This is a genomic window from Exiguobacterium sp. EA-TM-5 (assembly GCF_053878415.1).
This window is the reverse complement of sequence record NZ_CM132670.1, coordinates 92,453-106,288: the sequence shown is the minus strand read 5'-3', so window position 1 is coordinate 106,288 and position 13,836 is coordinate 92,453. Positions and strand designations below refer to the sequence as shown.

General features: G+C 45.0%; 16 protein-coding genes. 12 read left to right on the top strand and 4 right to left on the bottom strand.

Annotated features, from left to right (window positions below; translation table 11 throughout):
• Positions 1 to 17 precede the first annotated feature (17 nt).
• Positions 18 to 464 (bottom strand): NUDIX hydrolase, encoded by a 447-nt coding sequence (locus ACV3PA_RS00530; RefSeq protein WP_456125333.1) that lies wholly within the window; start codon positions 462 to 464, stop codon positions 18 to 20.
• Positions 461 to 1,555, bottom strand: a complete 1,095-nt coding sequence (locus ACV3PA_RS00525; protein WP_456125332.1) for a nitric oxide synthase oxygenase — start codon at positions 1,553 to 1,555, stop codon at positions 461 to 463. The genes ACV3PA_RS00530 and ACV3PA_RS00525 overlap by 4 nt, the downstream gene beginning before the upstream one ends.
• Before the next feature lie 187 nt (positions 1,556 to 1,742).
• Here ACV3PA_RS00525 and ACV3PA_RS00520 point away from each other — a divergent pair, with 187 nt between their 5' ends.
• Positions 1,743 to 2,600: a YihY/virulence factor BrkB family protein gene (locus tag ACV3PA_RS00520; protein ID WP_023466934.1), complete on the top strand. Its 858-nt coding sequence runs from the start codon at positions 1,743 to 1,745 to the stop codon at positions 2,598 to 2,600.
• A 50-nt stretch (positions 2,601 to 2,650) separates the two neighbouring features.
• Here the strand turns inward: ACV3PA_RS00520 and ACV3PA_RS00515 are convergent, their stop codons facing one another.
• Positions 2,651 to 3,499 carry a sulfite exporter TauE/SafE family protein gene (locus ACV3PA_RS00515; protein ID WP_456125331.1) on the bottom strand — a complete coding sequence of 283 codons (849 nt, stop codon included), beginning with the start codon at positions 3,497 to 3,499 and terminating at the stop codon, positions 2,651 to 2,653.
• A gap of 117 nt (positions 3,500 to 3,616) precedes the next feature.
• Between ACV3PA_RS00515 and ACV3PA_RS00510 the strand changes: the two genes are divergently transcribed.
• The 9 genes from ACV3PA_RS00510 (at position 3,617) to ACV3PA_RS00470 (ending at position 8,995) form a co-directional block, all read left to right on the top strand.
• Positions 3,617 to 4,465 (top strand): LysR family transcriptional regulator, encoded by an 849-nt coding sequence (locus ACV3PA_RS00510; protein ID WP_456125330.1) that lies wholly within the window; start codon positions 3,617 to 3,619, stop codon positions 4,463 to 4,465.
• A gap of 146 nt (positions 4,466 to 4,611) precedes the next feature.
• Positions 4,612 to 4,875 carry a metal-sensitive transcriptional regulator gene (locus ACV3PA_RS00505; protein ID WP_023466936.1) on the top strand — a complete coding sequence of 88 codons (264 nt, stop codon included), beginning with the start codon at positions 4,612 to 4,614 and terminating at the stop codon, positions 4,873 to 4,875.
• A 55-nt stretch (positions 4,876 to 4,930) separates the two neighbouring features.
• Entirely contained in the window at positions 4,931 to 5,410 is a 480-nt protein-coding gene (locus ACV3PA_RS00500; RefSeq protein WP_023466937.1) for a DsrE/DsrF/DrsH-like family protein, read from the top strand.
• A 22-nt stretch (positions 5,411 to 5,432) separates the two neighbouring features.
• On the top strand, positions 5,433 to 5,792 hold the full coding sequence (locus ACV3PA_RS00495) for a rhodanese-like domain-containing protein (RefSeq protein ID WP_456125329.1): 360 nt from the start codon (positions 5,433 to 5,435) through the stop codon (positions 5,790 to 5,792).
• 25 nt (positions 5,793 to 5,817) lie between these two features.
• On the top strand, positions 5,818 to 6,114 hold the full coding sequence (locus tag ACV3PA_RS00490; protein ID WP_023466941.1) for a rhodanese-like domain-containing protein: 297 nt from the start codon (positions 5,818 to 5,820) through the stop codon (positions 6,112 to 6,114).
• 32 nt (positions 6,115 to 6,146) lie between these two features.
• Positions 6,147 to 6,722, top strand: coding sequence for a sulfurtransferase TusA family protein (locus ACV3PA_RS00485; RefSeq protein WP_456125328.1), 576 nt, complete (start codon positions 6,147 to 6,149; stop codon positions 6,720 to 6,722).
• Between the two features lie 35 nt (positions 6,723 to 6,757).
• Complete coding sequence (locus tag ACV3PA_RS00480) at positions 6,758 to 7,894, top strand: MBL fold metallo-hydrolase (RefSeq protein WP_456125327.1); 1,137 nt, start codon at positions 6,758 to 6,760, stop codon at positions 7,892 to 7,894.
• Positions 7,895 to 7,937: 43 nt separating this feature from the next.
• Positions 7,938 to 8,165, top strand: coding sequence for a sulfurtransferase TusA family protein (locus ACV3PA_RS00475; protein ID WP_456125326.1), 228 nt, complete (start codon positions 7,938 to 7,940; stop codon positions 8,163 to 8,165).
• Positions 8,166 to 8,218: 53 nt separating this feature from the next.
• Entirely contained in the window at positions 8,219 to 8,995 is a 777-nt protein-coding gene (locus ACV3PA_RS00470; protein ID WP_456125325.1) for a sulfite exporter TauE/SafE family protein, read from the top strand.
• Positions 8,996 to 9,050: 55 nt separating this feature from the next.
• On the opposite strand, the gene ACV3PA_RS00465 is transcribed toward ACV3PA_RS00470, so the two are convergent.
• Positions 9,051 to 9,437: a DUF302 domain-containing protein gene (locus ACV3PA_RS00465; RefSeq protein ID WP_456125324.1), complete on the bottom strand. Its 387-nt coding sequence runs from the start codon at positions 9,435 to 9,437 to the stop codon at positions 9,051 to 9,053.
• A 187-nt stretch (positions 9,438 to 9,624) separates the two neighbouring features.
• Between ACV3PA_RS00465 and msrB the strand changes: the two genes are divergently transcribed.
• Both msrB and ACV3PA_RS00455 read left to right on the top strand, forming a co-directional pair.
• A complete protein-coding gene (gene msrB, locus ACV3PA_RS00460; RefSeq protein ID WP_456125323.1) occupies positions 9,625 to 10,725 on the top strand; it encodes a peptide-methionine (R)-S-oxide reductase MsrB in 1,101 nt (366 codons plus the stop codon).
• A 149-nt stretch (positions 10,726 to 10,874) separates the two neighbouring features.
• The gene (locus tag ACV3PA_RS00455) at positions 10,875 to 13,721 is read left to right on the top strand and encodes a S8 family peptidase (protein WP_456125322.1); all 2,847 of its coding nucleotides are present in this window, start codon (positions 10,875 to 10,877) and stop codon (positions 13,719 to 13,721) included.
• Positions 13,722 to 13,836: the final 115 nt, after the last annotated feature.

Here is a 13,836-nt window from a genome sequence, read left to right as displayed (position 1 = left end):
AAAGCGCCGCTATCGATTTAGCGGCGCTTTTTGTAGTCTTCAATCATTCGAGCGTGAGAACCGACTAAGTGATCTGGTAAGGCATCAAGGGGTACGAACTGTAACTTGATACTTTCGTCACTTTGTTTTAGCGTACCAATCGGATGTTCACCGATATAAGCGAGGGTAACACTTTGAAAAACGTCTCCGTTCGCTAAGGTCGTCACGTATTGCGGACCGGAGTAGACATCGAGTAACGTTAATCGTTCTACTTCTAATCCCGTCTCTTCCGCGAGTTCCCGACGCGCTGTCTCTTCCGGTGATTCCGCCCATTCCATCAATCCTCCGGGCAAGCCGAAGCGGGCTTGTGCTTCGTTCCGTTGCTCCAGCAGAATATGCTCGTTCTGCACGACGAGGACGACGGAACCGACGAGAATGACTGGGTCATGACCGATTTTTTGGCGTAACTGCTCGACATAATTCATTTCAGGGCTCCTTGATGGAACGGACATCCGGTCACAGGCGCTGTCTGTGACGATTTTGGAAAGAAGTTTGGCCGTTTGATTTCTGGGTCGTAATCTTTATGGAACATATGCGTCGTTGCACCACTCATCGGTGGTACGAGCCATGACCAGTCGCCGGTGACATCACGACCGCATGCCGCTTCGTTTTTTTCAAAACGAGCGAACTGTTTCGCAGCTGTATGGTGATCGACGATTGTAACACCGGCGCGTTCGAACGATTCAAGCACCGCAACGTTTAGTTCGACGAGTGCTCGGTCTTTCCAAAGCGACCGTTCACGTGACGTGTTCAAACCGAGTTGGGTTGCGACAAGCGGCAACAGATCGTAACGATCCGTATCGGCAAGATTACGGGCACCAATCTCCGTTCCCATGTACCAACCGTTGAAAGGGGCACACGGGTAGACGATGCCACCAATCTCAAGCTGCATATCGGCAATCATCGGTACAGCATACCAGCGGACTTCGCGACCATCAAACAGATCATAGTCAGGATGCGTGATAGTAACTTCAAGGACGAGCTCGTCAGGAATCGGATGCAGGCTGACTTGTCCATCAAGTTCGATCAATAAGGGGAGGATATCGAACGGTGTCTTTGCTCCTGTCCAACCAAGCGCTTCGCATTGGCGCGTTAGTTGAATGGAAGCCGGGTCACCGATGATGCCATTGTCCGTTTCGTAACCAGCGTAACGAACGAGTTGGTGATTGTGGAGCCGAACCCGTGTCGGATGGAAAACCGTGATCGTCGAGCGAATCCGTCCTTGGTTCGTCGCGAATCGGATATGCTCAAATAACGCGTCGCGGACCGCTTCAACGGTCAACGCATCCCGCGCGTCAAAGACATGGAGTTGTTCCCAAAAGAGGCGTCCAACGCAGCGATTACTGTTGCGCCAAGCGAGCTTGGCACCGAACGCCAGCTCAGAAGCCGTCTGCTCATATGTTCCCGTCGTTTGAATCGAACGGATGACTTCTTGCTGACGTCCGGCCATTTCGGGGTATTGCTCTATATAAGAAGTAAAGAAGCGTTCTGCTTCGGATTGAATGAGTGGGTACACGAATCGAAATCCTTTCTGAAAAACAAGCACGATACAATCTCTGCTCCTAGTGTACCCCGCGCAGAACCGAAGCGCCAAACTTGAATGATGTATAAGGTTGTTATAAGTTCAAAAGACTTCCAAAAGTTTAAAGGAGGTATGAAATGGGGGATAGTGTAGAGAATTAGTTGAAAGTGAGGAAATTTGTATGTCTTTAATCAAACCTGTATTTGCCCGTTTTTTTGGTGAAGCCTTTTTTGATAAATCGGCTCAGCTTGCCTATTATCTGATGTTGTCCTTATTCCCATTCTTATTATTCGTAGTTGGGATCGTCTCGTTCTTACCGTTTACGTCGGATAACGTACTTGATTTGATTCGACCGTTTGCTCCGGCAGAAACGTACGACTTGATTCAGCGGAACGTCGTTGGAATTTTTGATCAGGGTGGCTTTAAACTTGCCTCGATCAGTTTCCTCGCAGCCTTTTGGCTCGCTTCGATGTCGGTCCAGTCACTTGTCCGCTCGCTGAATGATGCACTTGAAGTGACACGAAAAGCACCATTCTGGCGCGGACTCTTACAAGACTTTGCCTTTACGATCGGGATGATGATCATTCTTCCGATTTCGTTGATTGTTCCAATTTCAGAGAAACTAACACGTCGTTTCATCAACCACTTTGCAATCGTCGCTGATTTCGTGACGAACTACTCTTGGATTTGGTTCTTATTCCGCTGGGGACTCGGGACATTGTTCTTACTTGTCTTTTTCATCTTATTGTATCGGATCTTACCGAGTGTCCGTCTGACGGTTCGTCAGGTACTCCCCGGGGCAATCTTTGCAACGATTGCTTGGCAAGTCGTTTCAGAATTTTTCTCTTATTACGCTGAGTTCGGGAGTTATGATCGTCTTTACGGTCAGCTTGCCGGAATCATTGTCTTGATGACATGGTTCTATTTATCTGCTGTCGTCCTGATGTTAGGGGGACTAATGAATGCGGAACGCATGCGTCAGAAAAAAGAAGCAAAAATCATGAAGCCGCAAAAAATCAAAGAAGAGAGCGTGCGTTAACGATTGAGCACGAACAAAAGCAGCTGACGATGTGTCAGCTGCTTTTTCGTTTAGGCAGTTTTAAGAATCCGGTATCCGAAGACGCTCAACAGACTGAGTGTGAACAAAGTGAGCAATACGAGGGACAGATAAGGAAGACCGAACACTTTGACGATGACGCTCAAGGCGACGACACCATAAAAGATTCCTAATGTCTTTTGGACGAACGATTCATTAAAGCGATGTAAGAGTGAAGCCCCGAGTGGTGAGCCGATGAATGCACCGACGATCAGGGCAAGACCAAGCGATAACGGGGCACTGGTTCCGGAAGCGACATAACTCGTTACGCCTCCGAGAACGATAAGGGTTGCAGAGGCAATACTCGTTCCGATTGCTTGTTTGAGCGGGAAGCGAACCCAACCAATCAAGAGGGGGGTTAGTAAGAACCCACCGCTGACACCCATCAACGAAGAGAGAATTCCGGCAGCGAGACCGATGACGACGAGCTTCATGACGGAAGCATCATGAACCGGAAAAGACGGACGCTCCTTTGAACGGGGGCGTAGAAATTGAATCGAAAACCCGAGCAGTAAGACGATATATAGACTGGATAAGACGACATCGGCACCAGCATGACGCTCGAGCCAAAAGACGACTGGTGTGATCACCGCTGAACCGATGATCCCAGATAAACCGATGATCCCAGCATCGCGAAAACGGAATGTCTTTAAGCGGAGATGCGAGAGTGTACCGGTCATAGTCGAACCGAGTGTCAGTAACAGACTGAGGACGATTGCAGTACTCGCTTCATAGCCGAGAATTAATAACAGTGGGGTGAGAATGATGCCGCCACCGATTCCGAAAAAGCCGGAGAGAATGCCGATGATAGCACCCAACAAAATAAATAAGATATAAGTCATGAAGTTATCCTTCTTTCTAATACGTGATACTTTGAGTATGAAAGAGGAATGATTGATTATAAAAATGAATTAACTAAATATAAATGATTATTAAATGTAATAAAGGGGTGAGAATTCGTGAAATTAACGGAACTGAGAACATTCGTTACACTTGTCGAGACACGTCATTTTACGAAAACAGCGGAGCAGTTATTTCTGTCGCAACCGACGATTAGTGTTCACGTGAAACGACTCGAAGAAGATGTCGGGCATTCGTTATTAATACGTGATTCCTTCGCAATAGGGGTTGAGGTATCGGAAATGGGGTGGATTGTCTACCGCCATGCAAAAGAAATTCTATTCCAACTCGAACAGATGCAGTCGCAGTTAGATGAATCGGAAGGGGTCTTCCAAGGGACGCTACGGATTGGAGCAACACATACGATCCACGAGATATTGCTTGATGATATGATCCATCTGTTTTCACATGCGCATCCTAAAGTCTCACTGGACATCCAATTGATGAATCATGATCAAGTGGCAGCAGCTTTGCGACATCGTGAGATTGATCTCGGTATGATTGAAGGTGAACTGTTACTTGATGGAATAAGACAAATCGTCTTTGCGAAAGATCAGCTGCATATCATTGGAGCGACACATCTTGCACTCGAAGACGCGACGTGGATTGTTCGCGAGGAAGGATCCGCTTCTCGCTATGCACTTCATCGTTGGCTTGATGCGTCGTCAATCGTTCCCGCTCGAACGATTACAGTAGATGCGAATTATTTAGCGCGACAACTTGTTTTAAATGGGAGTGGTATTGCAGCGCTGTCAGAACGACTTGTCACGTCCTTCCCGTCTGAAGGCTTTACGCTTCATGCGAAAGAAATCTCCAACCGGACGTTTCGCTATGTATTACCAGAGAAGATGCCCACTCGACTAGCCGAGCGTTGGATCGATTTTTTAGAGGCGAATTGGAAAGGCTGACTACAAAAAGATTTTCGGAATCACTGAACATAGTGATGAATCTGGAAATCTTTTTCGTTGACTTATACCCCTATAGGTATTATTGTATGAAATGTACTAATGAGGTATGACGCAGATCACATTTGAAAAAAGGAGATGGACTTCATATGGAAAACGGTTATGAAGATCGCATCATTCATCGGATGAATCGGATTGAAGGACAAATCCACGGTATCGTTCGAATGATGAAAGAAGAAGCGTCCTGTAAGGATGTCGTCACACAACTGAGTGCGACACGTAGTGCAATCGATCGTGTCATCGGTCTTGTCGTCAGTGAGAACTTGATTGACTGTGTTCGTCAGGATGATGCGACGGAAAATCATGAACAAGCCGTTGCAGAGGCTGTTCAACTCTTAATGAAAAGCAGATGAAAAATTTTTACGAATTAATATACCCATTAGGGTAAAAAATGGAGGAATTACGTTCATGTCAGATACGAAAAAAACAACCATCGTTTTATTTAGTGGAGAGTACGACAAAGTCATGGCAGCTTATATCATTGCCAACGGTGCAGCCGCATACGATCACGAAGTCACGATTTTTCATACCTTCTGGGGTTTGAATGCGATGCGTAAAGATGAACCAATCCAGCCGGATAAAACATTCCTTGAGAAGATGTTCGGTAAGTTCATGCCACGCGGTGCCGATAAGATGCCACTCTCGAAAATGAACTTTGGTGGTGCAGGTCAAAAAATGATTAAAAACGTCATGAAGAAACACAATGCGATGCCGCTTCCAGACTTGATTGAATTAGCAAAAGAACAGGATGTCAAACTCGTCGCCTGTACGATGACGATGGATCTGCTCGGCTTAAAACAGGAAGAATTGCACGACGGCATTGAGTACGCAGGAGTTGCCGCCTATCTCGCTGATGCGGAGAACGGAAACGTCAATCTATTCATCTAATGATCTGAAGGAGGAATGACGCATGGATGTACTATCGATTATCTTGTTGCTCGTCGTCGGCTATCTCGCTTATAAGATGTTCGCCCCAACAAAAGGCGTCAAGCAAGTGTCGACCACGGAACTGAAGCCGTTACTAAACGACCGCAAACGATTTTATCTCGATGTTCGGACACCAGCAGAATTCAAGGGCAATCACATCAAAGGATTTAAGAATATTCCATTACAAACGTTAAACAGTCAACTGAATCAAATCCCGAAAGACAAAGAAGTGCTCGTCATCTGTCAAAGCGGAATGCGAAGCAAACAAGCCGTCAAAGTATTAAAAAAAGCCGGTTATACGAATGTCACGGAAGTCCGTGGCGGAATGAATGCCTGGCGTTGAATCGAATGAAGAGGAGGAAATGAATATGAAACGCATGACAGCAACAGAAGTACAGGAAAAAATCGAACGTGGTGAACAACTGAACGTCATTGATGTCCGAGAAGTCGATGAAGTCAAAGAAGGAATGATTCCGGGAGCGATCCATATTCCACTCGGATTGATTGAATTCAAGATGAACGAACTCGACAAGAAAAAAGAGTATGTCATGGTATGTCGTTCAGGTGCACGCAGTGGTCGCGCAACGACATATCTCGAAGGACAAGGATATGACGTGACGAACATGGATGGCGGCATGATGTCGTACGAAGGCGAAACGAAATAAATAATACCCCACACCATAAAGGAGCGAATTGTATGACTATGATTAAATCAGATATCGTATTGGACGCAAAAGGACTCGCTTGTCCCATGCCAATCGTGCGGACGAAAAAAACAATCAAGACGTTAGAACCGGGACAAGTCATTGAAGTCCAGGCGACAGATAAAGGTTCGACTGCAGATCTTCGTGCTTGGGCGAACAGTACCGGTAATCATTACCTCGGTACGATTGAAGAAGGCGAAGTACTCCGTCATTACGTTCGGAAATCGACGGGCGATGTCACGGAACCTGCAGCATTCAACCAAACCGTCGACAACGCAAAAGTTGAAGCGGCACGTCAGGACGACTCAATCACGGTACTCGATGTTCGGGAACAAGCAGAATATGCCTTCGCCCACGTACCGGGAGCGATCAATATTCCGTTAGGCGAACTTGAGGCACGACATACGGAACTGGATTCGAATCAGACGATTTATGTCATCTGCCGGACTGGCAGTCGAAGTGATATGGCATGCCGACAGCTCAGTGACAAGGGCTACACGGTCCACAATGTCGTACCGGGTATGCAGGAATGGGCATTTGAGACGACAACACTCGTTTCAGCGAAATAATTCAACAGCGTAAAGCAGAGGAGGAACTAGTAGATATGGCACAAGCAATGACAGCCGCACAAGTTACGAAAAAAATCATTGGACGTGAGTCTCTGTTCATCTTAGATGTACGGAATGAAGATGCGTTTCAAGATTGGAAGATTGAAGGAGAGAACTTCAAGTACCTCAACATTCCTTATTTTGAATTGTTGGATGGTGTCGAGGAGATTCTCGATCAGCTTCCGACGGATCAGGATGTCCTCGTCGTTTGCGCAAAAGAAGGTTCATCGATTTTCGTCGCCGATATGCTGGAAGAAGCAGGGCGAGACGTATCGTATTTGTCAGGCGGCATGAAAGCATGGAGTGAACATCTAGAACCAATTTCACTGGGAACGTTGAACGATACGGGAGCTGATCAAGGGGAAGTCATCCAGTTTGTCCGAATCGGTAAAGGATGTCTCTCGTATATGGTCATCTCAGAAGGAGAGGCTGTTCTTGTCGATGCAACACGAATGACGGATGTTTATCTAGATTATGCAGCATCACGCAACGTCACGATTAAGCATGTGTTTGATACACATCTTCATGCGGATCATATTTCTGGAGGACGCGACATCGCAGAAAAAACAGGGGCGACGTATTGGTTGCCACCTAAAGATGCAACAGATGTCACATTCGATTATGCGCCACTTGAAGACGGTAGTATGGTTCAAGTCGGGGATACGGCGATTGAAGTACGCGCGCTTTATTCCCCGGGACATACGATTGGATCAACATCATTCATCGTCGATCAGCGTTACTTGTTGACGGGTGATATCTTATTCATCGATTCGATTGGTCGTCCGGATTTAGCTGGTCTCGCGGAAGACTGGGTCGGTGACTTACGCGATTCACTCTACAACACGTATCGTGATCTTTCACCGGAACTGATTGTTCTGCCGGCACACTTCATGATCATTGAAGAATTGAACACGGACGGTAGTGTAGCGGAGAAATTAAGCATCTTACTTGCGAACAATCATGGTCTCAACATCGACGATGAAACTGAATTCCGGAAGATGGTCACAGAGAACCTGCCACCACAACCGAACGCGTACCAAGACATCCGTGAAACGAACATGGGCAAACAGACACCCGATCTCGAGACACAACGGGAAATGGAAGTCGGTCCGAACCGCTGTGCGGTCCGCTAAACCAATTCATATCTAACATCAAATCATTCAGGAGGAATACAAGATGAAATCAGAACTCGTACTCGACGCAAAAGGACTCGCATGTCCGATGCCAATCGTGAAAACAAAAAAAGCCATCGCGGGACTCGAATCAGGTCAAATCCTTGAAGTCCATGCAACGGATAAAGGGGCAAAAAACGATCTTCAAGCGTGGGCGACATCGGGTGGTCATGAACTCGTCAAGCATGAAGAAGAAGCAAACGTCCTAAAATTCTGGATTCAAAAAGGTTAATTTCGAAAAGAGAGCTGATTTACGGCTCTCTTTTTTTTAAGGAGTGATAAACGATGGAATTAGGTTTTATCGTGACGATTTTCTTAATCGGATTCGTCGGATCCTACATTTCAGGAATGTTAGGGATTGGCGGATCAATCATTAAATATCCGATGTTACTGTATATCCCGCCACTACTCGGTTTTGCGGCATTTTCCGCCCACGAAGTCGCGGGGATCAGTGCAATTCAAGTCTTTTTTGCGACGATTGGTGGCGTCTGGGCGTACCGCAAAGGCGGATATTTAAATAAATCATTGATCGTCTACATAGGAGGATCGATTTTAATCGGTAGCTTCATCGGTGCCTATGGTTCAAATATCTTGGCTGAAGACACAATCAATATCGTCTACGGTGTTCTCGCGTTAACGGCAGCGATCATGATGTTCGTTCCGAAAAAAGGGATTGACGACATTCCGCTCGATCAGGTCCAGTTCAATAAAATCATTGCGGCGGTATCCGCATTCATCGTTGGTGTCGGAGCCGGAATCGTCGGGGCAGCAGGTGCTTTTTTACTCGTCCCGATCATGCTTGTCCTCTTAAAAATCCCGACACGGATGACGATTGCTTCATCGCTTGCGATCACGTTCATTTCGTCGATCGGCGCAACTGTCGGTAAAATCACGACAGGACAAGTCGACTGGGGTCCTGCAGCCATCATGGTCATCGCTAGTTTAATTGCAGCACCGCTTGGCGCAATCGCCGGGAAGAAGATGAATACGAAGATTCTCCAGGTCATTCTCGCTGTCCTGATTTTAGCGACAGCCGTAAAGATTTGGATCGATATCTTATGAACAAAAAAACGCTCTACTTGTACGATGTTTCATGCGTACAGGCAGAGCGTTTTTCTTATTGGGCGGACTGATTAATCACGTGACGTAGCGTATGTTCCACTTCTTCTGCGACTGTCTTTAGTTCTGCTTCGTCTGCTAAGTCCATCAGGGCAGTCGGCTTTGGCATACCGATTTTCGTTTGTCCATCTTCTGTGTAGACAACGATTTTACAAGGGAGAAAGTAGCCGGCTCGTAAATCGTGGGATACGACGCGATGCGCTTCTTTTGGTTGACATACTTCGAGAATATGATAGTTTTCATCAAACGAGAGTTCTTTTTCTTCGAATTTTTTTGCTAAATCAAATTCCCATAGGACACCGAACGATGCTTCTGATAGAGCTTGCTTCAATTGAGTCATGACATGATCCAAGTCGTGATGCGATGTAACAGTATAATCAAACATAAATACCCCTCCTGGTGTTTTTAGGTTATAGAGTCTATTCCCTGATCGTGCTTCTGTAATCCGGATGATTCAATGTGCTGTGTTTGAGCACATGCTACGACAAGAGAGAGTAAGCGCGGTACAGTTAAATAAAAGAACATCCAATCGACGTCACGTGACGTAAGCTAAATAAAGGAGGCGAAGGGAGATGAAGAAACGAATGTGGACAGTTTTATCCGTCATTGGTCTCATCGTCATCATGGTCGGGGGATACTTCGTGTTCCAGCAACAGCAGGCAAAATCAAGTGGTAGTAAGGAATTGAGCTATCAACCGGAAGAGACGGCGATTTTAGCTGGCGGATGCTTCTGGTGTATGGAGCCACCGTTTGAGGAGTTAAAAGGAGTGAAGTCGGTCATTTCCGGTTATACGGGCGGGGATGTTGAGAACCCAACGTATAACCAGGTTTCGGCAGAGACGACAGGGCATCGGGAAGCGGTGTTGATCACGTTTGATCCGAATGTCATCTCCTACAAGCAGTTGTTAGATGTCTACTGGCGTCAGATTGACCCAACGGATGCGAACGGTCAATTCGTCGACCAAGGGGAATCGTACACGACGGCGATTTTCTATACAAATGAGAAACAAAAAGAAATCGCAGCGCAATCGAAACAAGATTTAGAGAAACAACAGGTCTTCGATGATAAAATCGTCACACCATTGATTGCAGCAGGTCCTTTTTACGAAGCAGAAGCATACCATCAGGATTATTATTTAACGAACGAGAAAAAATATAAGTTTTACCGGGCAGCTTCTGGACGCGACGATTTTATCAATCGCTACTGGAATGATCAACCAAAGCTCGATCTTCCAACCTATCCCAAATTATCTGATGCAGAAATCAAAAAGAAATTAACCGCAATTCAGTATAAAGTGACACAAGAGGATGGAACGGAACCAGCATTTGATAATCCGTATCATGATTTAAAAGCAGACGGGATCTATGTCGATCTGATTTCTGGTGAACCACTGTTTTCATCAAATGATAAATATGATTCGAAAACGGGATGGCCAAGTTTTACGAAACCACTCGAGCCGGGTAATATCATTGAGAAAAGTGATTTTTCAATCGGAATGAAACGAATGGAAGTCCGGAGTCGCCATGGAAATGCGCATCTCGGACACGTCTTCTCGGATGGACCAAAACCGACTGGGTTACGGTACTGTATGAACTCGGCTGCCTTACGTTTCATACCGAAAGAGGAATTGAAACAAGAGGGATACGGCGAATATGTAGCAGATTTTAAATGAATGGAATTGGGAAGACGCATCGTGTTCTTTAGAACATGATGCGTCTTTCTTTCAAAATTGTAAGATTTCACTATAAATTAATTATCCATTTTATCCATATACTGTTTATAATTAAATTAAAGTATATCCATTTTGAAGGAGGAGCATGTGTGAAGAAATTGATGATTTGGGTCATGCTGAGCTGTTTAGTTTTAACGCTCGGAGTAGGACCAACTACTGCAAAGGCGGAGACCGCTCTTGCAAACGCAACACTTTTACAAGCAGGAAAAGAAACGACACTCGAGACCGGAATGGCAGAAAAAAATACATATTGGTACCGTGTCAATCATGAAGCGGGTATAGAAAAAACTGCATCACACTTCGAGTTATCGATCGATACGGATCAACCTGTTCAAGTAACAGCTTATCCGAGTGAAGCGATGGCAGCTGAAGATGATACATTCGATCGTTACCGGACAGAAGCAGAGCCGAACGAAAAAGCACCGACAAAATTAGCTGTTCCGTATGCATGGGATGGACCGTATTATGTCAAAGTCGAATATTACCCGAATATCGAAGAGGGGAAAACGACAAAAGCTGCAAACGTTAAGTTAACATACAATAACGTCAAATTGGCTGTTGAATACGAGCCAATCAGCGATATCAGCTGTATGGCAGAAGAAGCATTAAAACAAACAAAAGAAGAAAAACCAATGCTAGCTCTGATGCACTCGATTCAAAAACAAGTATTGAGTCAATCGGATGCAGGTCGTGCTTTGACGTCACTTTATTACAAAACATCACCGTACGTCGTCAAAACGCTTCTTTTCAATAAGGATAAGCGCCAACAAGCGTACGAAGATTTGAAAATATTGAAACCCGCAATGGAGGCGCTTGTACGTGGAACATCGTACACGATGACAAAGACAGATCAACAAGCGGTCGACCGTCTCTATAAATTGTCACGCGATGCATCGCCTGCTGTGATTGCAGAAGAAATCGATGGATACGCTAAAAAAATGAAAGTAACGGAATTAAGCGGTAGTACTTTAGACGATACATTCGGAACTCTAGGGATGAACATTCAGTCAAAAGAGACTACACGGTTTATCGTTAAATTAAAACCAGGGAAAACAGTTAGTTCAATGAAAATAGCCGGAATTCAATCGGCAGATGTTGAGCGTTTACCACTCGGTAAAGCTGGTGATTTCATTGTTGTGACAGAAGACCCGACGGTGAAAGGGCAATCAGCATCAGCATTAAAGCAATCGATTGGTCGCTCATCAGCTGTCGAATATGTTGAAAAGATTCAAACTTACAAAGCAACAAGTGATATTAATTTTGATTACCAATGGGCCGTCAATAAGAAAACAGTTTTCGAACAATTCCCGAACGTTGGCATTGGTTTTGAGGAGTTCCAAAAACGGTTTAGTGGGAAAAAGTTAGCACCTGTTAAAATTGCAGTCATCGATACAGGCGTTGATTATCGCTTAAAGGATTTACAAGGGAAAGTTGATATTGCGAATGAGAAAAACTATGTTTCTGTAAACGGCGACGGTGACGCGATTGATGATAATGGTCACGGAACACACGTAGCAGGAGTCATCGCAGCGACGATCAACAACGATTACGGGATCCAAGGGATCCATCAGTCGGCACAAATCTTGCCGGTTAAAGTTTTGAATGCAAATGGTGAAGGAGAAACAGATGCAATCGCACTTGGAATTAAATATGCTGTTGATCATGGAGCCAAAGTTATTAACATGAGTCTTGGTGGTGGTGAAAGCCGCACAATGGCTTATATGATGAAATATGCTGCGGATCATGGTGTTACGGTCGTTGCAGCATCTGGAAACGATTACGATATGATGGTTGGATTCCCAGCAAATTCAGAGTATGCGATTTCTGTTGGAGCAACGAATACGCTCGGTATGGTTTCGGATTACTCGAATTATGGAGTAGGACTTGATGTCGTAGCACCAGGTTCAAAAGTTGCGAGTTTAATTCCAGACGGTAATACGGTCTACATGGATGGAACAAGTATGGCTTCACCACACGTTGCAGCCGTTGCGGGAATCTTGAAGTCACTTAATCCTAAACTAACACCTAAACAAATCGAACAAATTCTACAAAAAAGTGCAGAACCACTAGCTTTCGAAAACCCGAATGATTGGTTTGAGGAAGAAGAGGGAGAGGAGCTTGAATTTAAGTTTCCTGCCTATGTCAGTCCAGTTTCAGGATACGGAAAAGTCAGTATTCCTCGGGCAATTTCGCAATTGAATTTAAGTGGAGCTGTTAACAAAGTATACGATAATAAACTGACTGTCACTGGAACAGTTAAATCCGGAACAAAGGTTGAAGTATGGTCAACTAAGAAGTTGGGGTCTACTACAGCTAAATCCGGAAAATATAGTGTGACGATTCCGCGTCAAACTAAAGGGACCGTGTTAACGGTTCGTTACGTAAACGGACTTGACGTCACGTCAGAACGCACAGAAGTTATTGCTGGTAAAGCACCAGCAGCACCAAAAGTAAAACCGGTTCTTGCCGGTGCGACAAAAATGACGGGTACAGCTCTTGCGGGTGGTACGATTACAGTCAAAGATGCGAAACAAAAGAAAATTGCAACAGCGAAAGTCGATGCAAAAGGTAAGTTTAGCGCGAAGTTACCAAAACAAGTTGGTGGTTCAAGCTTGATCGTTACGGTAACAGATATTGCAAAACGCACAAGTAAACCGACTGTCGTAAAAGTCTTACCAGCACCAACTGCTCCAAAAGTAAAATCAGTCTATGCCGGTCAAACGAAAGTAACGGGTACAGCTGAAAAGAAATTGAGTGTCTATGTAAAAGATGCGAAGAAAAAAGTGATCGGAAAAGGAACGGTTTCTTCTAAAGGAAATTACTCCGTCAAAATTCCGAAGCAAAAAGCAAAAGCGAAACTATCTGTCTATGTAAAGAACACACGCGGACAAGTGAGTCCTGTAACTTCTGTGACAGTCAAGAAAGCGAAAAAATAAGGGTATACAAAGACCTTTTTTCGGGTACATTCCGAGAAAAGGTCTTTTTTTTGTACATCTTAGCTGTTGCTTCGAAAGCGTTTCTATTATATTAAAAGAGATAAATGAAAAAGCA

Coding starts and splice junctions, on each gene's coding strand:
- ACV3PA_RS00465 (WP_456125324.1), bottom strand. CDS start 9,437: ATGTTTGATTATACTGTTACATCGCATCACGACTTGGATCATGTCATG.
- msrB (WP_456125323.1), top strand. CDS start 9,625: ATGAAGAAACGAATGTGGACAGTTTTATCCGTCATTGGTCTCATCGTC.
- ACV3PA_RS00500 (WP_023466937.1), top strand. CDS start 4,931: ATGTCAGATACGAAAAAAACAACCATCGTTTTATTTAGTGGAGAGTAC.
- ACV3PA_RS00475 (WP_456125326.1), top strand. CDS start 7,938: ATGAAATCAGAACTCGTACTCGACGCAAAAGGACTCGCATGTCCGATG.
- ACV3PA_RS00470 (WP_456125325.1), top strand. CDS start 8,219: ATGGAATTAGGTTTTATCGTGACGATTTTCTTAATCGGATTCGTCGGA.
- ACV3PA_RS00480 (WP_456125327.1), top strand. CDS start 6,758: ATGGCACAAGCAATGACAGCCGCACAAGTTACGAAAAAAATCATTGGA.
- ACV3PA_RS00520 (WP_023466934.1), top strand. CDS start 1,743: ATGTCTTTAATCAAACCTGTATTTGCCCGTTTTTTTGGTGAAGCCTTT.
- ACV3PA_RS00490 (WP_023466941.1), top strand. CDS start 5,818: ATGAAACGCATGACAGCAACAGAAGTACAGGAAAAAATCGAACGTGGT.
- ACV3PA_RS00495 (WP_456125329.1), top strand. CDS start 5,433: ATGGATGTACTATCGATTATCTTGTTGCTCGTCGTCGGCTATCTCGCT.
- ACV3PA_RS00515 (WP_456125331.1), bottom strand. CDS start 3,499: ATGACTTATATCTTATTTATTTTGTTGGGTGCTATCATCGGCATTCTC.
- ACV3PA_RS00505 (WP_023466936.1), top strand. CDS start 4,612: ATGGAAAACGGTTATGAAGATCGCATCATTCATCGGATGAATCGGATT.
- ACV3PA_RS00485 (WP_456125328.1), top strand. CDS start 6,147: ATGACTATGATTAAATCAGATATCGTATTGGACGCAAAAGGACTCGCT.
- ACV3PA_RS00530 (WP_456125333.1), bottom strand. CDS start 464: ATGAATTATGTCGAGCAGTTACGCCAAAAAATCGGTCATGACCCAGTC.